This is a genomic window from Desulfosporosinus cupriresistens (assembly GCF_001707885.1).
In the GTDB taxonomy this organism is placed as follows: Bacteria; Bacillota; Desulfitobacteriia; order Desulfitobacteriales; family Desulfitobacteriaceae; genus Desulfosporosinus.
The window spans coordinates 48460-75371 of the sequence record NZ_MASS01000005.1 but is presented as its reverse complement, the minus strand read 5'-3'; the positions used below and the strand labels follow the sequence as shown (position 1 = coordinate 75371).

The following is a 26912-nucleotide window of genomic DNA, read 5'->3' as shown; positions in this document are numbered from 1 at the left end:
GGCGTTAGGTGCGCCATGACTCGTATAGACGTTCTTTGTTGACCTAGTTTGTTTTGGTAATTAAGCCATCATTTCGCTGAAGTGGGACACTAGTGTCAAGGTTCCCGAGAATTCCATCAAGTTTTTTCCCGTCTAAGAGAAATTGCACGCTGTGAACGTTTGGAAGGGTCGTTAAGGTATTTACAATGCTATAAATAGTCATTTCTTCGCCAGCGGATCCTCCGCCAAAGTTCTTTTTAAATTCTGAGGATAGATCAATTGTTGCGACGTTATCTTTGACAGACGCGTTTAGCAGGGTCGTCCCCTTAGGAAGTGGTTTTTGCAATCCGGAAGGAGGATTGGCCAGCTCTGTGAACATTGCTTTAATAACGTCCTCATCAGCCAATTCAACCGTTCGAGCTGTGGAGATCAATCCACTAGCATCTGAATTGGGAAAATAAAGGGTTAACGTTACAGAGTGCGGAGTTGTCTCTGAGGAATTGTTCTCTTGGGGAGGCGTTGGGGTTATTCCGGAGCTTGGAGTAGGAGTGTTATCTGATGGTTTGGGAGCTTGTGTTTTAGAAAAGTTATAACTGATCAGAAAAGTCCCGATAAGTAATAGGGAAACGATTGCTATGGAGAGCGTTTTAAATGTACGTCTAGACATAAAGTATTCTCCTTTCTCATAAAGTTCTTTATTTGCATCAGTTAGAATGTATACGTGTGGAGCACAAGATACCTCATTATTGGATTGGAAGCCAGTTCATTTTTTAGGACATAGTTTATTCCCTTATATAGTAACATGCTTTTGGAGTGCGGGAAAGGGTTTGGCAGGGTATTCTTCTCTCTTCGGGAAGGAGTCGGGCAAATTCTTAGTAAAATAATTGTCGAAGAAAGCAGGTATTGTTATCGAATAAGGAGAATAATTTATATTCCGAAACAGTATTTTAACTCTTTCTAAAAACTGATCATTGATAAGAGGTTTAAAAAGAGGATTTTATGAATTTTCGGCGAAGAATTGTATATGACAAGGGTTGACAAACTAAATTAATTGTGGCTGAGAATCGAAAGGCGAAAAAACGTGGACAATAGAATTCATGACGATTTTATCCCGGAAGAGGTTATCGAGGAAGTGCGTTTGCGCACGGATATCGTTGAGGTTATATCTGACTATGTCGGCTTGCAGCGTAAAGGGAAAAATTATTGGGGACTTTGTCCTTTCCATTCCGAAAACACGCCCAGTTTCACTGTAACCCCTGAGAAACAAATGTTTTATTGTTTCGGATGTCACGTTGGAGGAAATGTCTTTACATTTGTCATGAAAAAGGAAAATTGGTCCTTTGTGGATTGCGTTAAGAACTTGGCGCACAGATGTGGAGTGTCACTTCCTGAGAAGGAAATGTCTCCCCGTGAAAGAGAAGAAAATCGCCTGCGACGACGCTTTGAAGAAATTCACGAATGGGCTGCAAGTTACTTTCATGACCTTCTGCTGAGGTTACCAGAAGGAGAACCTGGACGTCTCTATTTTACTAAGCGCGGAGTCAACTTGGAGACGATGAAAAGTTTTCGTTTAGGTTATGCTCCAGAACGTTGGGATGGGTTATTAGATTACATGCAGGAACGCGGAGTTCAGCCGCATGAATTGGCGGAAACAGGCCTGGTTATTGAAAAGGAAACGCAGGGTAGAGATGGACGGAAATATTATGATCGTTTCCGAAATCGCGTCCTTTTTAGTATACTGGATCGCCACAACCGTCCGATTGCCTTTGGTGGTAGAGCGCTGGATGATTCAATTCCTAAGTACCTAAATTCCCCGGAGACTCCGTTCTTTAATAAGGGGCATCACCTTTATGGGATGCATCGTGCTCATCAAGGAATCCGTGAAGCGGGTTTTGCCATAATGGTTGAGGGGTATATGGACGTCATTGCACTCCAGAATGCTGGGTTTCCGAATACAGTGGCCTCCTTGGGGACAGCTTTAACACGAGATCAGGTAAAACTATTAAAACGATATACACAGCGGGTCGTTCTCCTCTATGATTCCGACACAGCAGGAATTCAAGCTGCTTTGCGGGGAGGAGAAATTCTCCGTGATGCAGGAATTCGCGTGGATGTTTTAACATTAACTGGAGCAAAGGATCCGGATGAGTTTTTGAAAAGTTACGGTGTCGAGGATTTTAACGAAGCTTTAAAAGGAGCTTTAACCTATGTCGAATTCAAGTATCGGACATTAGTCCGGGAGATACCACCTCAAAACATTCATGAAAAGGCGGAATTAGTCATTAAACTCGCTCCAGATATTTTGAAAGTTGCCAGCCCAGTTGAACGGGAAGGTTATGAGAGGTTATTAAGTTTGGAACTTGGACTTACATTGGATGCGGTGCAACGCGAGATTGCCACTCAGGATCAGAAAAAACCTAAAAAAGACCGTGTACAGGAATATTCTCCACAAAAACCGATTAATTCTGGTAAAAATAGAGATAATATTACTGATACCATTATATGTAAAGATAATCCGGCGCACAATATACCGACCGTTAATTTAGGTGTTTATCGCGCAGAGCGTACTCTTCTGCGCATGCTATTAGAAGACATTGCGCATTTGCCAAAAATTAAGGCCAAGTTGGGTGTTTCATTCTGGAAAGTTCTGACACATCAACAGATTTTTGATTATCTCGATCAGGATGGTGGATTGCCTGCGCATAGCGACGAAACGGTTCAAAGCCGCTTAGCTAGCTTGCTCCTGGAAGAGTTAGATATATCCCAAACCGAGCGGCTCTTAGATGATTGTATCAAGGAGATTCTTTCTACGCAAGCAGAAGAAAGAGTAGAGGATCTTCAAGCCCGCATGGCGGCTTTAGAAAAATCCGGTGACATGGCAGGGGCCATGGCTCTGTTGAAAGAGATAGGAGAGCGGTTGAAACGTGGCGAATAGCAAGGTTAAAGGCACCCAAAAGAATGATCCGAGGGAAGGTGGGGGACAGATGAACGATGAGCAAAAAATGGACAACGTCCAAGCCCTCATTCAGAAAGGCAAAAAGAAAGGATCCATAACCTACCGAGAAATTATGGATGCTCTCCAAGGAATTGAGCTTTCCGCGGATCAAATTGATGATATCTACCAACAACTTGGTCGAATGGGAATAGATGTGGTGCCAGAGCCTGGGGAAGTCGAGCAAGAAGTCTTGAAGAAATCCAAGGATGATGACGATGATGATATTGTCGATGAAGTGGATGACGAGGTCGAAGAAGAGGCTGAAGTAGATCTTTCCGTGCCGGAAGGCGTTGGGATTGATGATCCAGTTCGCATGTATCTCAAAGAAATCGGACGAGTTCCGCTGCTCTCAGCTGAGGAAGAAATTGAATTAGCGAAACGGATGGAGGACGGCGACGAGGAAGCGAAGCGCCGTTTAGCAGAAGCTAATTTGCGCCTCGTGGTCAGTATCGCCAAACGATATGTCGGCCGAGGTATGCTTTTCTTGGACTTAATTCAAGAGGGGAATCTGGGACTGATTAAGGCTGTAGAAAAATTCGACTATACCAAGGGGTATAAGTTTAGTACGTATGCCACCTGGTGGATCCGTCAAGCCATTACTCGTGCTATTGCTGACCAGGCCCGGACTATCCGGATTCCTGTGCATATGGTAGAAACGATTAATAAATTGATTCGTGTTTCTCGGCAACTGTTGCAGGAGTTAGGGAGAGAACCCGCACCTGAAGAAATTGCCAATGTGATGGATATTCCGGTCGAACGGGTACGTGAAATTATGAAAATCGCCCAAGAGCCTGTTTCACTTGAAACGCCGATTGGGGAAGAGGAAGATTCCCATCTTGGAGATTTTATTCCGGATGATGACGCGCCAGCACCGGCTGAGGCCGCTTCATTTATACTCTTAAAAGAGCAATTGGAAGAAGTTCTGGAAACCTTAACTCCTCGTGAAGAGAAAGTACTCAGACTACGCTTTGGACTTGATGACGGACGAACTCGGACCTTAGAAGAAGTAGGCCAAGAATTTGGCGTTACTCGCGAACGAATTCGGCAAATTGAAGCTAAGGCATTGCGAAAATTGCGTCATCCAAGCCGGAGTAAAAAGTTAAAAGACTACTTGGAATAAGTGGACCAATCGCGACAAAGAGGTAGCTCAATTGAGGTCAATATTGAGGTTCAATATTGCAGGCAACAATAAATTTTAGATAAAGACTTGACTATGGGCTCTGAATTACGTATAATAATCCGTGCAAAGGACATTCCTCGATAGCTCAATGGTGGAGCAACCGGCTGTTAACCGGTAGGTTGTAGGTTCGAGTCCTACTCGGGGAGCCATTTTTATTTTGCCTTTATACGGGCCCATAGCTCAGCGGTAGAGCCCCCCGCTCATAACGGGTTGGTCCTAGGTTCGAATCCTAGTGGGCCCACCAATTCGAAGTTCGTAGATCGAGGTTCGAGGTTCGTGGTTCGAACCTTGGTATAGGTAAAGCTTAACTTGAATCGGTGGAAGATTGAAATGTAAGGTTCAAGGTTCTTGTTCGTATGGTTATCGAACCACGAACAACGAATATCGAACAACGATATGGGCGATTAGCTCAGCGGTAGAGCGCATCCTTCACACGGATGAGGCCACTGGTTCGAGACCAGTATCGCCCACCAAGCAAATGGACATACCAAGGGTTGTAGGATCGCAAGATCAACTACTACCCTTGGTTTTTTGTATTCTCAGACAAATTACTCCAATTAAGCTGTTTTGGTTATCCTATACAGTAAAAAGAAGAGGAAATACAGGAAGGAAGATCATTTATGAGTACAGCTTTAGCTATCAACAGTTTTGTGGCCAATCTCTCATTTTTTTTCACTGAGAAACCTTTAATGGAACGGTTTGCTACCGCAAAAGCAATGGAGCTCAATGAGGTGCACAATGACGATATCAGTTAGTATCGGTCCACGTTTGCAAACGGTCGCCTCGTTTGTTCCCAAGGGTGCAAAACTTGGAGACATTGGAACAGATCATGCCTATTTGCCGATAGCCCTCTATGAGACTGATCAGATATCAAAAGCAGTGGCGGTTGATGTCCATGAAGGGCCGTATCAATCTGCCTTGATGGCCGTCAAAGGTCGACACTTAGAAGCTGTCATTGACGTACGATTTGGTGATGGGCTAATGCCGCTCGAGGCTGAGGAAGTTAATGTCCTAACCCTTGCGGGGATGGGTGGCAGAACCATGCTGGATATTCTTTCAGCCCGGCCGGACGTTTTAGAGTCTGTGGTCGACCTCATAGTGCAACCGCAAGGTGCGGAAGGCGTCTTACGCTTAGCATTATTGGCTGGCGGCTGGCGTCTCAAGGCTGAGAAATTGGTGGAAGAAGAGGACCGCATATATATCATTATGGCTTATTCTAAGGAAGCAGGATGGGGCAGAGCTGAACTTTTGGAAAAAGAACGTTTGTGGAATCAGCGTTTGCGTCCACTCTTGGAGAGCGGGGTTATCCTAGCAACCGAAGCAGAGTTTTCAAGCTTAGTACATAGGCTGGTCTGGCATTTTGGGCTACTGGTCTTGGAAGAGCGTCCGGACCTCTTAACAGGCCTTTTAAACGAATATAGGGGCATGTTATTAAGGCGGCAGGAGCAAATGAAAAAGTCAAAGAGCGTAGAGATTATAGCCAAAATCAGAGAAGTTTCGGATGAATTGGCTTTAGTGGAGGGACTACGAATATGGCAGTAACGGTTGGATTAGTGGCTCAGATTATCGAAAAAATAGCTCCAAAATCATGGGCTGAGGATTGGGACAATGTCGGTTTACTAGTTGGGAGCGGATCGGACTCAGTCGAACGCATCCTCATCACCTTAGACGGAACCTTGGAAGTAGTCGAAGAAGCGAAAGCTTATGGTGCCCAACTTATCGTAGCCCATCATCCGATTATCTTTCGCCCGCTAAAAAACTTAAGAGCAGATAATGCTGCGGCTCGAGTCCCTTTGCGACTACTAGGACATCAGATCGGATATTACGCTGCTCACACGAATTTGGATCAATCGATTATTTCCTCCAGCCGAGCCCTTGGCGAAGTCTTGGGCTTGCAGGAAATGAAGATCTTGGAAGAGTCGGCATATAACCTTATTCCAATTCCCAAGCGTGATGAAACGGCGAGAGGGTATGGCATAAGTGGGTATCTAAAAAAGCCAGAGAAGTTAGGCCCTTTATGGAAGAGATTTTTGGACAGTCTAAGCCAATCTGGCATCTATGCACAACCCTATGAGTTGTCGGGAGTTCGCCTGGCGGGTTCATTAGAGAAGGAAGTGCGAAAAGTGGCCATCGTAAACGGCAGCGGAGGTCGCTTTGTACCCAAAGCGTTGTTTAAGGGCGCGGATCTTCTGATTACTGGAGACGTTGACCATCACGCTGTCCTTGACGCCCTAGAAGGCGATATGGCAGTCGGCGATCTTGGGCATTTCCTAAGTGAGGCACCTATGCTTCAAGCAATGTATCAATATCTAACCGCAGAGAAATCTCTGCAAGGAATTGAAATTCGCGTAAGTTCGCTTAATCGGTCGCCTTGGTTAGGATAAAGGCGGCCGACTCTTTTTTAAAAAAAGTTTTTTAAAAAACTTTGTGAAAGTGGGGATTAACACTTGACTTTAAATGTCGAATATTGTATTATTAGTTTAGATAGAATAGTCGGAAAATAGACTATTTTCAAGAAAGTAGTTAAGCGTATTTCGAAGAGTAAGTGCAATTTTTATAAACAAAAGAAAGGAGCGTGATGGACGAATGAACATGAATCGGACAGAAATTCTACGCCTCGAACGTGAAAAGGTTTTGATGAACTTAGCAGAAGACAATGCTAACCGTGCGAAATGGTTAACCGTGTTAATGGACATTGATGATGAAATGGAAGAAATAGCAGAAAATAAGCTCAAAGCTGTCTATTAACCAATACTCTCCATTTGACCTAAGCGAATTTTTTTAGTAAGATAAATAAGCGAAGTCGACCGGATGGTCGCGGAGGTAAGGACCGAAAGGTCGCCTCTGAGGAAAGTCCGAGCTCCATAGGGCAAGGTGCTGGGTAACGCCCAGTGGGGGGAACCCCAAGGAAAGTGCAACAGAGAGATACCGCCGATAACGGAGGTCAGTTGTCAGAGGCCGGAGGTCAGAATAAGTTGGTTTTAATCCGACTTCAGGTTTCCGACGACTGACTTCCGAGTAGGTAAGGGTGGAAAGGCGAGGTAAGAGCTCACCGGCAGTCAGGTGACTGGCTGGCCATGTAAACCCCACCTGGAGCAAGACTGAATAGGGGAACTATGAACGGCCCGTTTTTGTTCCCGGGTAAGGTCGCTAGAGGCCGTCGGTAACGGCGGTTCGAGACAGATGATCATCACCTCCATACGGAGGGACAGAACTCGGCTTATAGGTTGACTTCGCTTACTTATGAGAAACTAAACAACGTTCTAATTTGACGAAAACTGGCAGGTATGCACCTGCCAGTTTTTAATTTTCTGGTTTATATGATTAGACCATGGAGTGAATTCATAGTTGAGCATCTTGGAGTGAATGTGGAAGCAAATCGATTAAGGCATTGGAACTTGATTTGATTAAGTTTCTCATTGCATAAAGGAACAGTATTTCGAGAAACCTAAATGGTATCATATAGATCGTATCAAACTATACACAAGTTTAGTCTTAAAGAATTTTAGCTTCAGGAGTTCTAATTATATGAATTTAATTTCAGAAGTACGTCCGTTATTTGTCGCTTTGTTTTCAATAGTATTGGGGGCCTCAGGGCAATTTTTATTTCGTCTGGGAATGCTGCATTATGGAAAAGTATCGGTAACAGGGATTTGGCGACAACTAGGATCGATTATTTTAACCCCGGCGATTTTCCTGGGTTTTATGTGCTTTGGGGTGAGCTCTATTCTCTGGCTTGTAGTAATTTCACGCTGGGAGCTTAGCTATGCGTATCCGCTTGTAGCATTAGGCTATGTGATTGCCATACTGTATGGGACTCTTCTGCTTCACGAAAATCTTTCGATCGCAAAGATACTGGGAAGTTGTCTAATCTTAGCAGGGATTAGCGTTTTAGGACTATGGGGGGCATAACACAGAGGTCAGAAGTCAGAAATTATCATAGCCATAGTTAAGTTAAAGGTTCAAATCCTCAAGAGACCAGAGGTTTAAGACCTTTGATATTATTTGAAATATTAAACCTTTATATCCTGAAAAGAAAGTTGCAAGCTCACGTTGAATAAGATATGATAATTGTAATCCTATATCTTTTTGGAGTCATAAAAGACAAAAAAAGGGGCGTGTGTTGGATGATATTTAAGGACTTTGGGCGAGGCGCACGGATTGAATTATCTAAGATGGCCAAACTGCTGGGAATGAAGTTCATCGGTTATAATCCAAAGGCACAACAGGTATCGTTGGAAGTTCAAGGTAAAGGGGTTACATATCCCCTGGAAGAATTTATTCAACAGTATGAAAGGGTTTGTCCTACAACTTAGACTCGAAGTAAGAATTTAAGTTTAGATATGATGATTGTAAGGGCCTCTCGCTTAATGAAGTGAGAGACCCTTTTTTAGATACTATTGTTTCTGGTAGAAGAAAGAGGATACAGGTTTGAGGCCTAGGTGATTCATCCCAAAGAGATGTTCAGTACTCCCGGTAAAAAGGATTCCGCCGGGACGTAAGGCATCTGTAAATTTTTTGTAGAGCATTTCTTTGGCTTCGTCCGTGAAGTAGATTACAACATTTCGACAGGCGATAAAATCAAAACCCGATTGGAAACGATCAGTTAGCAGGTTTTGGTGCTGGTAAGTAACCTGACGTTTAACTTGGTCTTTAATTTGATACCCTTTGTCAGATGGGGTAAAATACTTTTGCAGGACTTCAGGTGGAGTACTCACAAAATCATTTTGTTTATAGAGGCCGTCTTTGGCTTGTTGTAGTACATTGACATCAATATCTGTACCTAGGATGCTAAAACGGGCATTAGGGAAATGGTCCATCAGGGTCATGGCTAACGAGTAGGGTTCTTGGCCACTTGAACAGCCTGCACTCCAGATTTTCAGCGGATTTTTATTCTGGAGGAGCAGGGGAATAATCGTTTCTCGCAGTGTTTTCCATTGGTTAGCATCTCGAAAGAACTGAGAGACGTTAATGGTTAAGTGTTTGAAGAAGGCATCATACAAGACGGAGTCACCCAGCGCCTTTAGGAAGGGCGGATAGGTCTGATACCCGTGGGAGTTCATAAAGCTGAGGATTCGGCGTTGCATTTGGTTTTGCTTGTAAAACTTAAGATCGAGTCCACTCTTAGGGTGAAACGCTTTAACAAATTCTTCGTAGGTATTTGGCGTGGATGAGTAGGACAAAAGGGTTACACCTCTTTTTTCTAAAATACTGCTTAAATTCAAGCTGGAAATAAAAGATATCCATAATTACTAACGAATAAAGATATAGAATCATTTGACAGTGAAATTTTCTTAGGCAAAAAGGTCGACGATCAGCCCGCGAATTTCATCGATCTTCGTTAAGACCTCAAGGGGTTTGGCTTGTTGGTCCAAAAGTTGATTCCCTAGCTCCTCTAATGAGCGATCGATTTTGGCGATCCGTGCCATGACCTTGGGCCGGCCTTGGGAATCCCATAACGAATTTTCCTGTATTTGGCGACTCTGGCCAAAGGTTGAACGAACGAAGGATTTAACCATATTGCGGAAGTCTTTCAGATCTCGGATGGATAGGGACTGAGCTAACTTTTTCCCTTGTGTTTCAAGGCGCCCGAGAAAGGACTGGAGTTCCTGCCGCTTAATCTTTTGGGTCTGAGATAAGACTCCACTAAAGTCACTGGTTTTTTCCGGTGAACTTTGCGAATCGAGACTCGGAGTACTGGATTGATGTGGGGCATCGATGCGGATAGACATAGGCATTCTCCTCTTAGAAAGGATTTAAATAATGCAGACGCGCAGAGTATTTTTAAAAACATTACTGGGTTTTGCAGCCATTATCATACCCTGGAGTGTTTTGCCGACCCGTTTAGGAGAGGCTATGAAGACGGGGTTAGGACATCCGTCGGTTAAACTGTTGCTGCCCCCATCCCTCACGAGCAAACAGAATAATGCGATTAATGAAGAAAGCCTAAGTCGGACAGCCATGGATGATATCTTCGCTCTAACCAGCTCAGAGATGCAAGGTCGCAAAGCGGGATCTGTAGGAGAAGCTAAAGCGGCAGAGTATCTGGCTTCCCAATTAAGCATGCTCGGGTTAAAGCCTATGGGAGATCAAGAAACAGGGTTTACTCAAGCGTTTACGATTTCTCCGGTAATTGAAACCAGGATTAATGGCCGACTAACCTTTAGACCCGGGGAAAATCGAAACTTAAGAACGCCGAGTGCTAACCTTCTTGGTGGGCTCCTGGGGGAAAATCCAGCGGAGATCGTCCTAATATCGGCCCATTACGATCACCTGGGGGTTTTCGAAGGACAGGTTTACCCTGGGGCTAACGATAATGCCTCCGGAGTAGGGTGCGTACTCGATGTTATGCGGCGAATTCTTCGTGAAGGGAAAACTCCAAAACGGACAATCGTTCTTGCCTTTTGGAGCGCCGAGGAGATGGGGTTTGTGGGGTCTGAAGCGTTTGTCCACGCTTCGTCGTTTCCTCTTCACCAGATTCAGGCTGTCCTTAATGTGGATACGGTAGGAAATGGGATGATTGGGGATTTTGCGCTCTGGTCGAATGGGGAAAATATAGCGGTTAAGGCTATTTACAAGGCAGCGTCCGAATGTGGGGCCAGTGCTGTCCTAACCCCAACAGGAGGGCATAATAGCGACTCGGTCAGTTTCATTTCGGCAGGTATTCCGGCGTTAACCCTGATGACCCATGATTGGTTATATAAAAATCATACGCCCGAGGACACTACCGCGCTGGTGAAACCGGAACAGATTCACTTAGCTTCTGAGATCATTTACCGAGCCGTTCATATTCTTGCCTTTTAAGGTTTTATCTTTGGAGCAGGGGTTTGTAGGTCAGAAACGGGTGTTTGGTTAATGGGCTCGGTCACATCATATTTGGAGCGCAGAATGATCAGGTCAATTCGGCGATTTCTACTGCGTCCGGCGTCAGTATTATTAGAAGAAATCGGTCGATATTCTCCGTAACCGGTTGCCGAGAGCTGGTTAGGGTTAATCCCATCACTTTGTAAAATCTGTACTACATTGGTTGCTCGAATCACGGAAAGTTCCCAATTGCTAGGGAACTGTGCAGTGTGGATCGGTAGATTGTCCGTATGTCCTTCGACCTTGATTTGGTTGGGTGCTGCCGCAAGGACCGTAGAGACTTTCTCAAGAATAGCGCGGGCATGGGGAGTAATAACAGCTGAACCGCTATCGAAGAGTAGCGTTTCCTGAATGCTGACGACAAGGCCACGTTCTTCGATGGAAGTTACCAAGGTCGCCTGAATACCATTGTCCGCTGCAAATTTATCAAGCTTCGCTTTGATCGCGTCAATACTCATCTTTTCAGCGTCAAAATTTCCCTGACCAGCGTTCTTATTTTCCCCGTTCGTGGCGGGATCCGTATAGGTCGTATTGTTGGGATCCGTCCCCTTACCAGGGGCGGTAGTTTTGGCGGAAGGAGTTCCGGCTTGAAAGAGAGACGGTCCGACCGGGTTGGAAGCTAACTCGATTTTTGCGGGCGTGCCCCCGCCAAGTGCTTTGTTCAAGGATTCGGCAACAGCTTGAAACTTTTCGGCATCGACTTTACTCATCGAATAAAGGACAACAAAGAAAATCATAAGTAAGGTAATTAAGTCAGAATAGGTAAGCAGCCAGCGTTCCCCATTTTCCTTTTCGGCTTCATGTTCGCGTTTTCTACTCATCGGCTTTCAATGGCCGGAGCACGACCTAGTGCACCTGAGCCTTCTTCAGTTTTTTCCCCAGAGGGAAGCAGCGTCCCCACGTGAGTTTTTAATTTCTCTTTCAGGATAGAGGGATTCTCACCCGCCTGAATCGATAGAATTCCGTCTAGAACCATTTCCATCGCCGATACTTCAGCTTTGTCCTTCATTTTGAGCTTGGTGGCAATAGGAAGCCAAATAAGGTTAGCGGAGGCGACCCCATAAAGGGTGGCAATAAAAGCGGCAGCGATCGATTCGGAAAGCGCTGCTGCATCCGAAAGATTTCCTAACACCATGACGAGACCCATAACCGTCCCGATGATGCCTAAAGTTGGGCTATAGCCACCGGCTGCTTCAAAGACGGAGATCCCCACCTTATGGCGTTTCTCGAGGATAGCGATATTTGATTCCAGAATTTCTTTGGTAATTTCAGGATCAGTTCCATCAATGACGAGTTGCATACCTTGACGGGTGAAGCGATCTGTCACAGTTTCAAGTTCCTGTTCAAGACTGAGTAATCCTTCGCGCCGTGCTTTTTCTGCAAAGCGCACTAGTGTTTCGTAGGCCTCGGTATTTCCAAACGATTGGGCAGTAAATGCTGTTTTAATCCATTGAGGGAATTTCTTGAGATCAGACAGCGGAAAGCTGGTCAAGATTGCCCCCGCTGTCCCCCCGAAAACGATGACGGCTGCGGATAATTGACCGAGTGCACCGACTGATCCCCCTTCCATTGTAAACCCGGCGATCAGGGCACCGAATCCTGTGAGGATACCTAGTATGGTTGATAAATCCATGTTCTTGTTGCCGCGTTCCTTATACACTTAATTCGATAACTAAATGTATATAGGGTTTCGACGTACCTCCCTTGCTTTTTTTTAAAAATATGGTTTTAAATACATTAGCTAGTATGGTGGCTTGTAAGTGAGGCACTTTAAGCAATCACAAAGGTTTTTTAAAGATTTTTAAGATAAGACAATTAATTTAGTGATCGCACTGTTTATATCGGCATATTTCACTCGAAACTTAAGCCCATTTATGCTAAATGTAGTATACAAGAAAAGCCAAGTGAGAGGTAGAACTCTTGCTTTAACCTTAAAAATTTTTGTAACGAGCAAATTTCTCTTCAGTTTTACCGGGCCATCGACGATATAGTGAGTAAGAATAATGTATCTTGGAGTGATCGATATGAAAGTTGACGGAACATCTATGTCTCCGGTTGGGAGCGTTCCAGCAACCAATCGCTTGGGTCAAGTTGAGAAAAAGGGGTTAGTTCCCGAAGTGGACAAAGTAGCTGTATCGGATAAAGGGCAACTTTTTCAGACTCTGCTGAAAAAAGCTAAGGAGATCCCCTCGGTTAATGAGGAACGTGTGCAGGCCCTCGCAGATCAGATAGAACAGGGAGAATTTCAGGTGGATGCCCAAAAGATTGCCAACAAATTATTGTCACCTGATTTTTAATGGTTTACCACACTTCACAGAGGGGGGATTTCGTGTCTGAAGTAGTACAGAACTTAAATGAAAACTTAAAATCACAAGTCTCTCTCTATGAAAAGTTAAATAGCTTGGAAAGAGATAAACAAAAAGCCCTAATTAAAAATGACATTGCAGAGATCGAGAACATCACGGTGCAACAAGAAAGATTATTAATTGAAGTAAGTCTATTAGAAAAAGAGCGTCTCTTGTGGGCTGAGGCCATCGGGGATGAATTGGGAAAAGCACCTCAGGATCTTACCTTGGCAGAATTGGTGGGGCATTTCCCAGTACTTGAGAGCGTACGGCTTGATCTAGACAATGTCGTTGGCCGTCTTCGAGAGATTCATGCTACAAACACTAAACTATTGCAGCAAGCCATGAAAATAGTGGAGTTTACGGTAGGCCTGCTTACGCATCAAGAACAGAATACCTATACTCATCCAAAACGCAAGGAACAGGAAGAGAACCGGCGACTTCATCTACTGGACTGGAGGATTTAAGATATGAGTTCCACCTTCTTTGGCTTAACCATTGCGGGAAAGGCGCTGTCTGCCCAGCAAATCGCTTTAAATATTACGGGCCACAATATTGCCAATGCTGACACGGAAGGGTATTCAAGACAACAGGTGAATATGACGACGACATACCCCTATACGGTTGTGGCATCAGGAAAGAATATGAGTCAAGGCTCCGGGGTGACCATTGATACGATTATGCGAGCTCGGAATGCTTTTGTGGATAAGCAGTTGCGCTCCGAAACGTCAACCCAGGAATACTGGGGAGCAAAGGAGACCGGCCTTAGTGAGATAGAATCGGCCATGAATGAACCCACTGATTATAGCCTTAGCAGCGACTTGAGTAATTTCTGGAATTCATGGAATAATCTGGCAGATAATCCAGAAGATTCTGGGACTCGCTCGATCTTAGTGCAACGAACCTTAACACTCACGGATAGTCTTCACGCCATCTCTGATCAATTTACGGAAATGGAGGCAAATCTCAACACGAGTGTCAATAATCAAATCACCGATATTAATGACTATACGGACCAAATAGCAGAGCTCAACAAACAGATTAAGCGTGCAGAGATCACGGGGGATACACCCAATGATCTTTATGATAATAGGGATCTGCTGGTAGACAAACTATCAAAAATCGTGAATGTTACGGTGACAGAAGGCATTGACGGTAGTTATCCTAATGGGAAAGTTAATACCTATGATTTAGCGATCGGAGAGCCACCTCAGACCTTGGTCAGTGATGCTGGTGTGGTTAAAGAGCTAAAAGAGGTTACAACCACGGATGGTAGTGGTAATCCAATTAAGGTTCTTCAGTTGGATGGGACTATTTTGACGTTGGGAAATAACATGGGCTCCCTGCAAGCGGATAGAGAGCTCCGTGATACGTACTTGCCAGATTTACAGGGGAAATATGATACCTTAGCTGCAGGAATTGCGAGTGCAGTAAATAGTATTTATGGCACAACGACAAAATTCTTTACGACTTCCGATTCTTCAACAACTATTACAGCGAGCAATATCACATCTTCAGTTGCTGCGGCTGACATTGTGGCAGGGGACGGGACCTCAGGGGATGGGAGTGTTGCGGCTGCGATCGCCGCTCTCTCGGAAGGGTGGTCCAGTATCTCAGGCACGGATTTAGATGGCTTTAAAGCCAAGTATGGGTCGTCACTGGTAGATTCTTATTCAGCTACTGTTGCAAAGCTGGGCGCCGATTTGCAACAGGCTACTCGGATGAAAAAAGGGCAAGAGGCCTTAGTTGCCAATCTAACCACTCAAAAAGAAACGGTTTCGGGAGTATCACTGGACGAGGAAATGATCAACCTGACCAAGTATCAGAAAAGTTACTCGGCAGCTGCGCGATTGGTCACGATGATGGATGATTTGTTAGATACTCTCTTAGGTATGGGAATGACGAAATAGGGGTGAATAGGGATGCGGGTAACTAATAATATGTTGAGCCAAAATGTCAAGAACAATATTGAAACGTCTAATGAAAAAATGCTAAAGCTACAAGATCAATCGTCTTCTGGCTTAGGCATAAGTAAACCTTCGGATGACCCGTCAGCGATCCAACGTATTATTCGTTTGAGGAATAGCATTTCTAATGTTGCGCAGTATCAGAGTAATGCCTCGGAAGCATCGTCCTATATGAGTACGATCGACGGTGCCCTTGGAGAGATTACCTCTCAGCTCCAACGAGTCAGAGAGCTAGCGGCAGAAGGGGCCAATGGGACCTCAACCCCGGATGATAAGGCGGACCTTGCTCTTGAAGTGAGCCAAATCTCTAAACAACTTGGTGTGGAGGCCAATACACAAGTAGGGTCTAAATACGTCTTTTCAGGCACGGCTACGAATCAGAAACTGGTAAACTCGGATGGGACCATGAACTCATCAGCCAATAGTAATCCACTTCTGTATCAGGTTGGCAGTGATATCTCGATTAACGTTTCAATCGATGGGCCAGCGTTGTTTGGTGATTCTACAGATACTACTACCACTCCTCCAACTACCACAAAGGGAATATTTACAACCTTGAATGATTTGAGTGACGCTTTAAAGAATGGCGATGCTACAACCATTTCGGGTTACTTGGACAAAATTGATGCCAGCATCAATAGTGTTATTGCTGCCCGTGCTGACTTAGGGGCCCGCATGAATCGGATGACCGCTCTGCAGGGGCAGTTAGGCACCACTTCCGCTAATCTGCAAAAAAACCTTTCTACAATACAAAATGTGGATATCGAGTCGACGATTATTAGTTATACGAGTCAGCAGAATGTTTATCAGGCTGCTTTAGCGGTAGGTGCTAAGATTATACAAAGATCATTGGTTGATTATTTGAGTTAGAAAATTATGCTCATTTTAAAGGAGGAAACACCTTGGAAATAGAGTCTACAAGATTCGGGAAACTAGAGGTGGCGGAAGAGCAAGTGTTCAGCTTTCCTCACGGAATCCCTGGCTTTCCGGAGGAAAAGATGTTTGCCTACCTTCAACACGAGGAGGGAAGTCCTTTTTCCTTTCTTCAGTCGATAACTGAGAGGAATTTGACCTTCGTCTTGGTGGATCCTTTTGCCTTCTTCGGAGACTATGAATTTGTACTGGAGGATGAAATGGCCTTAGAGATGGGCCTTTCCCAACAAAATCCCCCCCAAGTGTTCTTGATCGCGACGGTGAGAGGAAAACTGGCAGATATGACGGTCAACCTGTTAGCCCCTGTGGTGATGAATGGGGTCAAGCGGGTTGGGCGGCAGGTTATTCTAGACAAGCGCGATTATTCTATCTGTTACAAACTGTTTCCTGACGGCTTGCCGAAGGAAGCTGACAAGGGGGTAGGGTGATATGTTAGCACTAACCCGCAAGGTTGGCGAGCGAATCGTCATTGATGACAACATCGTAGTGACGGTGGTCAGCATTAAGGGAGATAGCATCCGCCTGGCCATCGAGGCGCCCAAAGAGATCAAGGTCTATCGTGGGGAGATCTACGATGCGATCGTAGCAGAAAACAAACAAGCTGCCATCCCTTGTGAGTTATCCGAGTTGGATGGGCTGAAAGCATTGAGAATTAAGAAGTAAGGTGCCAATCGGTAGCTTACTTCTTTTTTTTGCCGAGCGGAGAGAATGGAAAATATTATTTATATAGAGAGAGATAGTTAAAAAACTTCTTAAAAACCCTAAAGTTCTAGACTTGCTCTCTCGATATACTAAATAGAAGCGTCAAACAGTTCTATCCTCCCAGCCGGCCGGTGGGAGAGATACAGCTGTCTGAGCTAATTAATATCGGGCAAGGATGCCCGATGTAAAAATCAAGGAGGAAATAATATGATTATCAATACTAACTTTGCGGCACTCAACACTCTTCGCCAGTTGGGTAACAATGAAAAAGCAACTCAAAGTTCTTTAGCCAAACTGTCCTCAGGTCTTCGTATCAACGGCGCAGCTGACGATGCAGCAGGTCTGGCCATCTCCGAAAAAATGCGTGGCCAGATCAGCGGCTTGAACAAAGCTACCAGCAATGCTCAAGATGGTATCTCCATGGTCGCTACGGCTGAAGGTTCGTTGAATGAGACCACTAGCATCCTCCAACGTATGCGTGAACTCGCCGTTCAGGCAAGCAGTGATACCAACACCACGAGCGACCGTACAGCTATGCAAACTGAAATGAATCAGTTGACCTCAGAAGTAAATCGAATTGGTAATACAACTGAGTTTAATACTCAGAAACTGCTGCAAGGCGATGGCAGAACAAACTTGACTGCAACTGGTGTTATTTCTGCGACTGGAACTCTTAGTGGTGCAGTTGACCAATCTACTACAGAGGCTACTCAGACGACAACTATGACTGCAGGTGCTGTTGATGCTGATACCGCTACTTTTACTATGGCTGGTCAAACATTAACCTTGACATTTACAGCAAATAATACAAATTATGATGATGATGAAGTATATGGGATGACTGGTGCGAATACCAGTACTGCTACAGCCAAAGTTAATATATCCGCTACTGCTGGCAGCAACACTGATATTACCGCAGCGACGGATGCTGCCAAGGCAGTGCAATCTTTTATTGATAGCAACGACGTTCTGAAAGGCAACTATGTAGCTACCACAGATTCAGCTGGTGCTATCACGATTTCGGCCCTCAAAACTGGGACAGATGCAGGTGCAGATGGTACGATTGGCGGTTCAACAGCTGATATGGGCACTGCCGCAGCTGCTAATACAGGTAGTACAACGTATGCTACACAATCTACATCGACGATCGACTTCTCCACAACGGCTAATACCGTTGCTGGTGCAACAGCTTTAGTAGGCAAAGGCATCACGATTAACGGTACCGAATTAGAGTTTTATGATTCTAGTAATGGAGCCTATTCAGGTTCTCAACAAGGTATTGATATCAGCAGCGCTATCACTGCAACCGCTGGAAACAACGCTGCTGCTGTCGTAGCCGCAATAGTAAAACAGGCGAATGTTTCTGGAGTCACGTTGTCTGATGCAACCGGTGGCGTAATGAACGTAACTTCTGTTCAGACTGGAACAGCAGCGAATTCCATGACAACCCAAGATGGTGGCGTGCAAAAAGATTTCCAAGCTACTTTCCAAATCGGTGCTAATACTGGGCAAACGATGACAGTGGCTATTAAGGACATGCGTTCACAAGCTTTGAATATTTCGGGGACTACGGCAGGTGGTACTATTACTGCCTCGAATGGATCGGTAGCAACCCTAACAGCTGTAAAATCAGCATCCAATGGATCTGACAACAAAAATGTTGAATATACCCTTGATGTTTCTACTGCTGCTAATGCAACCGCTGCAATCAGTGTTATCGATGATGCTACCGCTGCAGTATCTGCTGAACGCTCCAATTTAGGTGCTGTTCAGAATCGTCTTGAACACACCATCAACAACTTGGGAACTTCTTCCCAAAACATCACCACTGCTGAAGGCAATATCCGTGATGTAGATATGGCTAAAGAAATGACCGCTTTCCAAAAGAACAACATTCTCCAACAAGCTGCGCAATCCATGTTGGCGCAAGCTAACCAACAGGGCCAAGGCGTTCTGAAATTACTACAATAATTGATTTAGTCGAATCATAGATACTATAAAAAGCCAGGGGCGTTTTTCGCCCTTGGCTTTTCTCTAGAAAAAAGATGTCAGGCTTTATAAAAGGGCCAACAGTGATCGGTGAAAACTATTTGAACCAGAAATTAGAATAGGTTAAGTATCGACTAGAGCGGTTAGACCAGATAGAGAGTCAAGTTGACCGAAATGAGAAAACTGGCTGAATATGCCAGAGACAACAAGCTTAGTAAGAAACAAATCAATGTAAAGTTCAGTAATAGGTGAGGCATATCGGTTATAAAAATGGCAATAAGCGTTGAAAACAACTAAAAGTAGATTCTTAGTAAAAATATAAATAGGAAGAAAAATAGTTAAGTAGTTCTAAAGATTTCTCTCCAGTGTGTCGATAAAGAACTAAGAGAAAATCGATTTGAGGTGTTCTATTTGGATATAGGGGCCATACAAACAGCTGTCAAAGAGGGGTCTGCTTATACTGCTAAGGAGGCTTTGGTTGTTCAGGCTGTGACCAAGGTTCAGGTCGGGAATAGCAGTGATGTATCTGCTGCTGCAGTGGGTAGCCCGGATAAAGTCCGTCAAGAACCGGTCAAGGTACAAGATGTGAAAAAAATGACCGAGGCCATGAATCAGTTCATGCGCGAGATTGATACGAATATTCATTTTAAGTATCATGAAAAGGCACAAGAACTGATGGTTCAGGTTGTTGACCAAGCAACAGATAAAGTGCTTAAAGAGATTCCAACCCACGAATTCCTTGATACAATAGCTTCAATTCGAAGTCTAGTGGGGGTTCTCTTAGACAAAAAAATATAATAGTAATGTAAGGAGGTTGGATATGACAACTAGTACGACAAGTTCAACAGCTTCGACTAGTTCGTTAGCCGGGACTTATGGACTTTCTGGTTCGGGTATTGACGTTGATGCCATTGTTAAGGCATTAATGACTGCTCAGCAAACAAAACTGGATAAACTTACGCAACAGAAAACAGTCTTACAATGGCAGAAGGCTGCCTATAATACGGTATATGATGATATAAGTACTTTCAGTAGTGCGATGTCTAATTATAAACTTCAAAAAACGTTGTCCCCCAATACGGTGTCGACGAGCAACGCCTCGGTGGTCACTGCCAAAGCAAGTGCAGCGGCCTTGGATGGCACACATTCTTTGGTGGTAGCCCAACTGGCCAGTAGTGCGAATTTGACAAGTACTGAGGCTATTACTCCAACAACTTATGTTTCAAAGAAATCGATCACCGAGCAACTTTATAATGGAACCGAGCCCACAGGGGCGTTAAAGGTAACGATCGCTAATGGAAGCTCGAGTGCGACGATTACCGTGGATCCCACAGGGACCTTAAATGATCTTGTCAGTCAGATCAATAAAGCAGGGATCAATGTTCAGGCAAGTTATGATAGTAATTTGGATCGCTTTTTTTTGGCCAGTACGAATACTGGGGCTGCGGCTAATATTAGTATCACTGACTTTACGTCAGGTGATACGGATGGGACAGATTTTTTTGTTAACAAATTGCACCTGCCTTTAACCCAAGTGGGTTCAACCGATACTTACAGTAGCGCGGGCAAAGATGCTGTGTTTCAACTTGATGGGGCACGCTTAACTGAACCCAACAATTCTTTTACTATTTCGAACATCACCTACAACTTGACTGGAGTCTCTTCGGGGACAATTCCTGCTGACATAACTGGAACCGGTTTTACAGGGGCAGTGACGAGTGTGAGTGTGAGTAATGATATCGATAGTGCGGTAAAGAGTATCCAGTCCTTAGTAGATTCGTATAATACAATCTTGGAGGAGCTCAATGCTAAGGTGTCGGAAGCAAGGTATACTGATTATCCCCCGCTTACGGACGCTCAGGAAGCCGATATGTCAGAGTCGGAAATTAAGAAATGGAATGAGAAAGCAGAGAGCGGGATGCTCTATAACGACTCTACTCTGACAGGTCTGATCAACTCCATGCGGAGTGCTTTCTCTTCGACTGTTAAAGGCGGTAACAGTACGTATAATAGTGCCTCTTCGATTGGGATTACCACGGCTGACTATACTGAGGGCGGCAAGCTTCACTTGGATACAGATAAGCTAGAGGCCGCATTGAGTGCTGATCCCAATGTGTTGTATGAACTGTTTGGAGCTCCTGGAACAGCGGTGACAACGACGACAGCTGGGGGTGTGACAACAACAACGAAAACGGCAGCTGATGGGACAACGACAACAACAACTGCAACGGCAGCGGCCGGGGCAGCTGATGGGACAACAACATCGACGGAATGGTCAAGCCAAGGGATTTCCGGACGGATTTATGATAGTCTTAACAGCGCAAGAACTAAATTGAGAACGATAGCCAGTACTTCGTCACTGACTGAAACAGATAGCAGTAGCAATTATGCGCTGAGAATCATTGCGCTCAACAAGCAAATTACATCAGCTGAAGATACCTTTGACATGATGCAAGATACCTATTATAAGCAGTATAATGCCATGGAAGTTGCTTTACAATCGCTGAGTTCGCAGAGCAGTTGGATAACCTCGATGCTTTCTTCCAGCAGTTGATTGTAGGTGAGTAATGTAGTAATTAGGAGGGAATGCAGATGTTGAACGCCCAGATGGCTAATGTCTATAAAAATCAGCAGGTGATGACGTCCTCACCTGCTCAGTTAACCTTATTGCTCTATAATGGGGCGCTACGATTTCTGAGTGAATGCATTTTGGCGACCGAACAGGGAAATATTGAAAAAGCACATCACGCTAATCAGCGTGTGCAGGCTATCGTGCACGAATTTGTCGTAACATTGGATATGAGCTATGAAATATCGAAAAACTGGGCCCGACTTTATGAATACACGGAACACTGTTTAATTCAAGGGAATATCAAAAGAGATGTGCAACAACTGCAGCAAGCTAAACATGTGTTGCAAGAGTTACGAGAGGCGTGGGTTGGGGCTATGGAACAGACACATGTCGCTAGAGCAGTAGGCAAGTAGGATGGCTGGCAGGAAAACAAGTGATTTGTGGCAGGATTTTCGCTTTTTGACCAAAGAGATGGAAAAGTTTTTGATCAAACAGGATATGCAGCTCTTTTACGACTTGCTGAGTCAGAGAGAACGTCTCCAGACCATCATCGACCAGACCGCTGATGATGGTTACAAAGATTCGCCCGAAGGGCAAAGGGTACTAAATGAAATCCAGCAAGATAGCCAAAGTGTCATCTCTAAGTTGCAGTTAAGGATGTGCGTTAGTAAACGGCAACATCACGTAAGAGAAGCCTATAGTGGTGGGAGCCCTACGGTTCTTAGCCGAATGAATTGGCAACGTTAAGGAGTGATCTATATGGATATAGCAGCTATGTCAGTTGTGCTTAATCAAAGTAAAGTTCAGCAACAGGTGGGCATCTCGGTCATGAAAATGGCGATGGGTGTTGAAGCGACACAAGGTGACTCAATAACGTCTCTAGCAGGCGAGTCAACGAAGGCTATGGAGTCGTCCATTCAGCCAAATTTAGGATCTACGTTTGACGTACGGGTCTAAGGAATCGCCACTAGTTTAGAATATCGAGCTAGTGGCTTTATTAAATTTCGAGAGTAAATGTGTTCATTTATATTAGCATTTTCAGGGAAGAGCGTGGTGGCAATGGAACTAAGCCTATGTATGATTGTGAAGAACGAAGAAGAGTTACTCGAGCAAAGCTTGCACCAGCTCTGCCCTTATGTTCAGGAAATCATCGTGGTGGATACTGGCTCCACAGATCGGACGAAGGAGATCGCGTTGAATTTCACTCAGCAGGTCTATGATTTTCCTTGGGTGGATGATTTTGCTGCTGCCAGGAACTTCTCTTTAGAGAAAGCGTCTCATGAATGGGTGCTAGTGATGGATGCGGATGAAGTCATCACCGAGTTTAAGACAGAATCCCTTCGCACTCTCCTCTCGGTCGAAGATCTGATTGTGGGTCGCATCAAACTGATTAATATTATTGAGGGGAAACGGATAAACGAGAGAATAAGTCGCCTTTTTAAGCGCAAGCTGTTTCACTATGAAGGGGCTATTCATGAACAGCTTGTCAGTAATGATGGGCGTCCTTATTCTACTGTTCCGTTGGAGATCACGGTAGAACATAGAGGCTATACCTCAGCGGTAATTCAACGTACTCAAAAAACAGCCAGAAATATTGCCCTCTTGAAACGAGAGTTGGAGAAGTGTCCTACAGATCCTTATGGGCTATACCAATTAGGTAAAACCTATTATCTTGACAAGAACTATGGCGAGGCAGCCGCTTACTTTAAACAAGCTTTAGCCTTGCCGTTGAATTTTCACCTAGAATACGTGGAAAATCTGGTTGAAACCTACGGGTATGCCCTAATTAATTGTGAAAGTTATGCTGAAACGCTAGGTCTCATAAACTACGAGAAGTATTATGCTGGTTCAATCGATTATCAGTTTTTAATAGGCCTTGTTTCTATGAATAACGGGAGATTTTCACAGGCTATAGAACGATTTTTGCGGTGTATAGGTGACAAAGAGGGGAAGATAGAAGGAATTAATTCTTATCTGCCAAAGTATAACATTGCTGTGATATATGAGTGTTTGGGATACCGGGCTGAAGCAATTAGTTACTACCAAAAATGCGGAAATTATCCTGCAGCACTTAAGCGTCTTAGAGAAATTTAGTTCTCGGTGTTAAAGTTCTAAAGCTGGCTTGCGATATTAAATTAAAAAGAAATTTTGAGAGTTCAGCTCTCAGTTGAACAGTCTACGCTAATTTTATTGATTACATTTTACAGGAGGGATTTGCGAATGATTAATCCCATTCAACCGAATACCCAGTCTACTACGATACCTATGGATACGTTTTCAGGACAAAAAATGGAACAGTCTCAAGAGACTCCTCGGCCGGTTGTCGATCGCAAGCAAGAAATTCCTTCTGCTCGCGAAGAGATTCCACGTGAGGAAGTAGAAAAGGTTGCCGAAAAGCTCAACCGACTCATGGGCATTATTGATAAGCGATTAGAGTTCAGAGTGGATGAAAAATCCCAACGAGTTGTGGTTAAGATAATCGATCAACAAAACGGGGAATTACTGGATGAAATTCCATCTCAACGGGCTTTAGATATTCTAAATACTTTTAACGATATGGTTGGCTTGGTGTTTGATAAACTAATCTAAGAGAGGGTCTGAAAACGAACATGAAGGCGCTTGGTAAAGCAATAGGAACGAATACAAACAGCAAACAGAATGCAAATTAGGCATCTTGTTTGATATTTGCCCTAAAGTCCTAAAGAATTGTGGCGAATGAATCATATATTGTTTTATTTATTGATGTTAATATTTAGAATGGTGTTGAGCTGGGAACTTTCTGAAAAGGAGGCTCCAGGCGCAAATTGGCATGTGAAACAAACAGGACGCTAATCGAGGCCTACTGTTTTTTTTTGTTCACAATTTCCAATCTGATTTTGTCGGATTTACTATATACGTATTACCAACTTGATGCTACTATTAGAAAATGAAAGATTATAGGATATCCATCTGAGTTTTTGGAGGAATTTAAGTAATTGTGTCGAATTTATTGGATCGTAACAATATGTAACCGTAACAATATATCTTTTTACTAATAAGCTTACATAATTAATGTGAATGATTTGAAGCAATGTATCATTAAAAGGGAACTCACAAACTAGTTCATATATGTCTTATGAGGAAGATAGGGGTGGCAAATCATGAGCCAGGATGACGACAAAAATCAAGGGGTGGATTTGGAGGAGTTCTTAGATTTTTACCTATTAGATTCCCAAGAACAGATCGAAAAGCTCGGAGCAGGGCTCTTACAACTGGAAAAAGAAGGGGGGAACATCGGGCTTATTAACGATCTTTTCCGCTCAGCTCACAGTTTGAAAGGTGCTTCGGGGACCATGGGATTCACACCGATTGTGTCAATGACCCACGCTGCTGAAGATTTATTGGATCGTTTGCGTCAGGGGAAAATTGATGTTTCGCTTGAAATGATTGACATCCTTTTAGCAGTAACTGATCGCGTCAAAGCGATGCTGGCTCAAGTTGAGCAGCGAATGGAGATCACCCTTGGCTACGAAGACTTAGTCTCCTCAATGAAAGACTTAATAAGTGGTGAAAAACCCACTCAGACGAGTTCACAGTCTGTTCAAGGAAATGAACAAAAATTGGAGAATGATTTTATCCCTCTGGATTTTTCCTTGGATCAGGCAGAAAGTGCAAAGATTAATAATGCTCATATGATGGGGTATGGTATCTATCAAGTGGATGTGAAACTTGCACCTAATACCCTCATGAAGGCAGTTCGCGCGGTCATGGCCACTCAGCGGCTCGAAGGAATGGGCACAGTGGTTAAGCTTTTTCCCAGCATTGAAGATTTGGAAGCTGGTACTGATGAAGGCTTTTCCCTTCTTGTACTTTGTGATGAACCTATTGCAGAGATGCGGAGAGAACTATTAGAAATTTCTGAGTTGGTGGATGTTGTCATTCACCCCTATCCAGATGGCATTGGGGGAACTGAAACAACTGCGCATACAACTAAAGATACGGCTGAGGTCGTAGAAACAATTATTTCAGAACTGGAGACTACGCCTAGTATTAGCTCTAAAGCTGTGACACAAGCGAAACCTCTTAAGACAATCCCTAGTCAAAAAGCTATGGTTGAACCGAAAGGGACAGGTTCAGATTCTGCAGTACTTACTGACGGGATTACCAATGGGGAAGGGAACACGCAAGTACATACGATCCGAGTGGATACGGTTCGGATGGATAACCTGATTAACCTTGTGGGAGAAATGGTTATTACTCGGACCCGCTTGGTACAGATTGGTTTGGATTTGAAAGCTCAGTACCAAACAGATAATATGGTCAATAGTTTAAACGAGGCCAACGTTTATTTGGGCCGTTTAATGAACGACCTGCAAGAGAGTGTCATGCGTTTACGTATGGTAGCGATCGGGACCGTCTTTAGTCGTTTCCCCCGTTTGGTTCGTGACCTCGCTAAGAAAACCGGCAAAGAGATTGAACTTGTTCTAAAGGGCGAAGACACAGAATTGGATAAGACTGTGGTTGAAGTTATCGGAGATCCTTTAATGCATCTCATCCGAAATTCGGTTGATCATGGGATTGAGTCCCCTGAAGAACGGCGTGCGGCAGGTAAGCCAGAACTTGGCACCGTGACGCTGGATGCCTATCATGAAGGGAACCATATAGCTATCCTGATTTCTGATGATGGGGCTGGTTTACCCCTCGATAAAATCAGGAATATTGCAGTATCTAAGGGTTTAATTGTTGAGAGGGAAGAACTCTCTGAACGGGATATTGCTAACTTGATCTTTTTACCGGGCTTTAGCACGGCAGAAAAGGTGACCGACATTTCCGGTCGGGGTGTGGGGATGGATGTTGTCAAAAAGGCTCTAAATAATCTAGGCGGAATGGTGGATATTACGACTCGTCAAGGGTTAGGAACAACGTTTACCATTCGGTTGCCGCTGACCTTGGCGATTATTCAAGCGCTTCTCGTCGAAGTAGGAGAAGAGATTTATGCAGTTCCGCTCTCTTCTGTTTTAGAGACCCTGTTGGTCAATCGCATGGATATCAAAACGGTGGGTCGGTTGCCAATGGTTCAACTGCGTGGGAACACGCTGCCCCTGATCTCTTTACAAGAGAAATTTGGTCTTCCTGCTCCAGAAACCGAAAGCAGTGAGGTTTTTGTTGTCGTTGTGGGCTTTGGCGATAAAGCACTGGGACTCATCGTGGATGAGCTGCGCGGACAGCAGGAAGTTGTCATTAAGTCCTTGGGCGATTTCTTGAGTAACCTGCCTGGAATTGCCGGCGCAACGATTCTCGGAGATGGCAAAGTGACATTAATTCTGGATATTGGCTCACTTATTCAAGACGTTTTAGTTACACGCAAATCGTAGTTCGATATTCGATATTCGTGGTTCGAATAAGA

29 protein-coding genes, 3 tRNA genes and 1 other RNA gene are annotated in these 26912 nt (G+C 44.3%); 28 read left to right on the top strand and 5 right to left on the bottom strand.

The features are described 5' to 3' along the window. Positions 1-43 precede the first annotated feature (43 nt). Positions 44-646 (bottom strand): GerMN domain-containing protein, encoded by a 603-nt coding sequence (locus DSBG_RS03325; RefSeq protein WP_068962803.1) that lies wholly within the window; start codon positions 644-646, stop codon positions 44-46. Positions 647-1060: 414 nt separating this feature from the next. Here DSBG_RS03325 and dnaG point away from each other — a divergent pair, with 414 nt between their 5' ends. The 12 genes from dnaG to DSBG_RS03275 all read left to right on the top strand — a co-directional run bounded on the left by dnaG (position 1061) and on the right by DSBG_RS03275 (position 8470). Beyond that, positions 1061-2914 carry a DNA primase gene (dnaG, locus tag DSBG_RS03320; RefSeq protein ID WP_068962802.1) on the top strand — a complete coding sequence of 618 codons (1854 nt, stop codon included), beginning with the start codon at positions 1061-1063 and terminating at the stop codon, positions 2912-2914. After that, complete coding sequence (gene rpoD, locus DSBG_RS03315; RefSeq protein WP_068962801.1) at positions 2904-4094, top strand: RNA polymerase sigma factor RpoD; 1191 nt, start codon at positions 2904-2906, stop codon at positions 4092-4094. Before dnaG ends, rpoD begins: the two co-directional genes overlap by 11 nt. 134 nt (positions 4095-4228) lie before the next feature. Continuing rightward, positions 4229-4303 (top strand) — tRNA-Asn (locus DSBG_RS03310). A 20-nt stretch (positions 4304-4323) separates the two neighbouring features. Then, positions 4324-4398 (top strand) — tRNA-Ile (locus tag DSBG_RS03305). 154 nt (positions 4399-4552) lie between these two features. Then, positions 4553-4627: transfer RNA gene (locus DSBG_RS03300), tRNA-Val, on the top strand. 147 nt (positions 4628-4774) lie between these two features. Beyond that, positions 4775-4909: a hypothetical protein gene (locus DSBG_RS23945; RefSeq protein WP_282434191.1), complete on the top strand. Its 135-nt coding sequence runs from the start codon at positions 4775-4777 to the stop codon at positions 4907-4909. Next, on the top strand, positions 4893-5696 hold the full coding sequence (locus DSBG_RS03295; protein ID WP_068962800.1) for a tRNA (adenine(22)-N(1))-methyltransferase: 804 nt from the start codon (positions 4893-4895) through the stop codon (positions 5694-5696). Before DSBG_RS23945 ends, DSBG_RS03295 begins: the two co-directional genes overlap by 17 nt. Further along, positions 5687-6538 carry a Nif3-like dinuclear metal center hexameric protein gene (locus DSBG_RS03290; RefSeq protein ID WP_068962799.1) on the top strand — a complete coding sequence of 284 codons (852 nt, stop codon included), beginning with the start codon at positions 5687-5689 and terminating at the stop codon, positions 6536-6538. The genes DSBG_RS03295 and DSBG_RS03290 overlap by 10 nt, the downstream gene beginning before the upstream one ends. A gap of 202 nt (positions 6539-6740) precedes the next feature. Then, positions 6741-6902 carry a hypothetical protein gene (locus DSBG_RS22840; protein ID WP_207647212.1) on the top strand — a complete coding sequence of 54 codons (162 nt, stop codon included), beginning with the start codon at positions 6741-6743 and terminating at the stop codon, positions 6900-6902. Between the two features lie 51 nt (positions 6903-6953). Next, positions 6954-7393: RNase P RNA component class A (gene rnpB / locus DSBG_RS03285), an RNA gene on the top strand. A 289-nt stretch (positions 7394-7682) separates the two neighbouring features. Continuing rightward, positions 7683-8066, top strand: coding sequence for an EamA family transporter (locus DSBG_RS03280; protein ID WP_068962798.1), 384 nt, complete (start codon positions 7683-7685; stop codon positions 8064-8066). 215 nt (positions 8067-8281) lie between these two features. Beyond that, entirely contained in the window at positions 8282-8470 is a 189-nt protein-coding gene (locus tag DSBG_RS03275; RefSeq protein ID WP_009614438.1) for a hypothetical protein, read from the top strand. An 81-nt stretch (positions 8471-8551) separates the two neighbouring features. On the opposite strand, the gene DSBG_RS03270 is transcribed toward DSBG_RS03275, so the two are convergent. Together DSBG_RS03270 and DSBG_RS03265 are read right to left on the bottom strand one after the other, a co-directional pair. Then, the gene (locus tag DSBG_RS03270; protein WP_068962797.1) at positions 8552-9337 is read right to left on the bottom strand and encodes a CheR family methyltransferase; all 786 of its coding nucleotides are present in this window, start codon (positions 9335-9337) and stop codon (positions 8552-8554) included. Positions 9338-9448: 111 nt separating this feature from the next. Next, a complete protein-coding gene (locus DSBG_RS03265) occupies positions 9449-9886 on the bottom strand; it encodes a YaaR family protein (protein ID WP_068962796.1) in 438 nt (145 codons plus the stop codon). 31 nt (positions 9887-9917) lie between these two features. Here DSBG_RS03265 and DSBG_RS03260 point away from each other — a divergent pair, with 31 nt between their 5' ends. After that, positions 9918-10958: a M28 family metallopeptidase gene (locus DSBG_RS03260; protein ID WP_068962795.1), complete on the top strand. Its 1041-nt coding sequence runs from the start codon at positions 9918-9920 to the stop codon at positions 10956-10958. On the opposite strand, the gene DSBG_RS03255 is transcribed toward DSBG_RS03260, so the two are convergent. Further along, the gene (locus DSBG_RS03255; protein WP_068962794.1) at positions 10955-11839 is read right to left on the bottom strand and encodes a flagellar motor protein MotB; all 885 of its coding nucleotides are present in this window, start codon (positions 11837-11839) and stop codon (positions 10955-10957) included. The genes DSBG_RS03260 and DSBG_RS03255 overlap by 4 nt on opposite strands. Continuing rightward, positions 11836-12651, bottom strand: a complete 816-nt coding sequence (locus tag DSBG_RS03250; RefSeq protein ID WP_068962793.1) for a flagellar motor protein — start codon at positions 12649-12651, stop codon at positions 11836-11838. Before DSBG_RS03250 ends, DSBG_RS03255 begins: the two co-directional genes overlap by 4 nt. 391 nt (positions 12652-13042) lie before the next feature. On the opposite strand from DSBG_RS03250, the gene flgM reads away from it, so the two are divergent. The 15 genes from flgM to DSBG_RS03175 all read left to right on the top strand — a co-directional run bounded on the left by flgM (position 13043) and on the right by DSBG_RS03175 (position 26880). After that, a complete protein-coding gene (gene flgM / locus DSBG_RS03245; protein ID WP_068962792.1) occupies positions 13043-13315 on the top strand; it encodes a flagellar biosynthesis anti-sigma factor FlgM in 273 nt (90 codons plus the stop codon). A gap of 32 nt (positions 13316-13347) precedes the next feature. Next, on the top strand, positions 13348-13830 hold the full coding sequence (locus DSBG_RS03240) for a flagellar protein FlgN (RefSeq protein ID WP_083236707.1): 483 nt from the start codon (positions 13348-13350) through the stop codon (positions 13828-13830). 3 nt (positions 13831-13833) lie between these two features. Continuing rightward, positions 13834-15273: a flagellar hook-associated protein FlgK gene (gene flgK, locus DSBG_RS03235; RefSeq protein ID WP_068962790.1), complete on the top strand. Its 1440-nt coding sequence runs from the start codon at positions 13834-13836 to the stop codon at positions 15271-15273. Positions 15274-15285: 12 nt separating this feature from the next. Next, positions 15286-16200 carry a flagellar hook-associated protein FlgL gene (gene flgL / locus DSBG_RS03230; RefSeq protein WP_068962789.1) on the top strand — a complete coding sequence of 305 codons (915 nt, stop codon included), beginning with the start codon at positions 15286-15288 and terminating at the stop codon, positions 16198-16200. A gap of 32 nt (positions 16201-16232) precedes the next feature. Further along, on the top strand, positions 16233-16691 hold the full coding sequence (gene fliW / locus DSBG_RS03225) for a flagellar assembly protein FliW (RefSeq protein WP_068962788.1): 459 nt from the start codon (positions 16233-16235) through the stop codon (positions 16689-16691). Between the two features lies 1 nt (position 16692). Beyond that, positions 16693-16926: a carbon storage regulator CsrA gene (gene csrA, locus DSBG_RS03220; RefSeq protein WP_068962787.1), complete on the top strand. Its 234-nt coding sequence runs from the start codon at positions 16693-16695 to the stop codon at positions 16924-16926. Between the two features lie 246 nt (positions 16927-17172). Next, positions 17173-18936 (top strand): flagellin N-terminal helical domain-containing protein, encoded by a 1764-nt coding sequence (locus tag DSBG_RS03215; RefSeq protein ID WP_068962786.1) that lies wholly within the window; start codon positions 17173-17175, stop codon positions 18934-18936. Positions 18937-19365: 429 nt separating this feature from the next. Continuing rightward, positions 19366-19752 (top strand): flagellar protein FlaG, encoded by a 387-nt coding sequence (locus tag DSBG_RS03210; RefSeq protein WP_068962785.1) that lies wholly within the window; start codon positions 19366-19368, stop codon positions 19750-19752. A 22-nt stretch (positions 19753-19774) separates the two neighbouring features. After that, positions 19775-21508: a flagellar filament capping protein FliD gene (gene fliD / locus DSBG_RS03205; RefSeq protein WP_068962784.1), complete on the top strand. Its 1734-nt coding sequence runs from the start codon at positions 19775-19777 to the stop codon at positions 21506-21508. Between the two features lie 38 nt (positions 21509-21546). Then, on the top strand, positions 21547-21939 hold the full coding sequence (gene fliS / locus DSBG_RS03200) for a flagellar export chaperone FliS (RefSeq protein ID WP_068962783.1): 393 nt from the start codon (positions 21547-21549) through the stop codon (positions 21937-21939). Position 21940: 1 nt separating this feature from the next. Beyond that, the gene (locus DSBG_RS03195; protein ID WP_068962782.1) at positions 21941-22273 is read left to right on the top strand and encodes a hypothetical protein; all 333 of its coding nucleotides are present in this window, start codon (positions 21941-21943) and stop codon (positions 22271-22273) included. Positions 22274-22285: 12 nt separating this feature from the next. Then, positions 22286-22483: a YjfB family protein gene (locus tag DSBG_RS03190; protein WP_068962781.1), complete on the top strand. Its 198-nt coding sequence runs from the start codon at positions 22286-22288 to the stop codon at positions 22481-22483. 57 nt (positions 22484-22540) lie between these two features. Beyond that, positions 22541-23620: a glycosyltransferase gene (locus DSBG_RS03185; RefSeq protein ID WP_068962780.1), complete on the top strand. Its 1080-nt coding sequence runs from the start codon at positions 22541-22543 to the stop codon at positions 23618-23620. 126 nt (positions 23621-23746) lie between these two features. Beyond that, positions 23747-24115, top strand: coding sequence for a flagellar protein FlaG (locus DSBG_RS03180; protein ID WP_083236705.1), 369 nt, complete (start codon positions 23747-23749; stop codon positions 24113-24115). 551 nt (positions 24116-24666) lie between these two features. Further along, the gene (locus tag DSBG_RS03175; protein ID WP_068962778.1) at positions 24667-26880 is read left to right on the top strand and encodes a chemotaxis protein CheA; all 2214 of its coding nucleotides are present in this window, start codon (positions 24667-24669) and stop codon (positions 26878-26880) included. Positions 26881-26912: the final 32 nt, after the last annotated feature.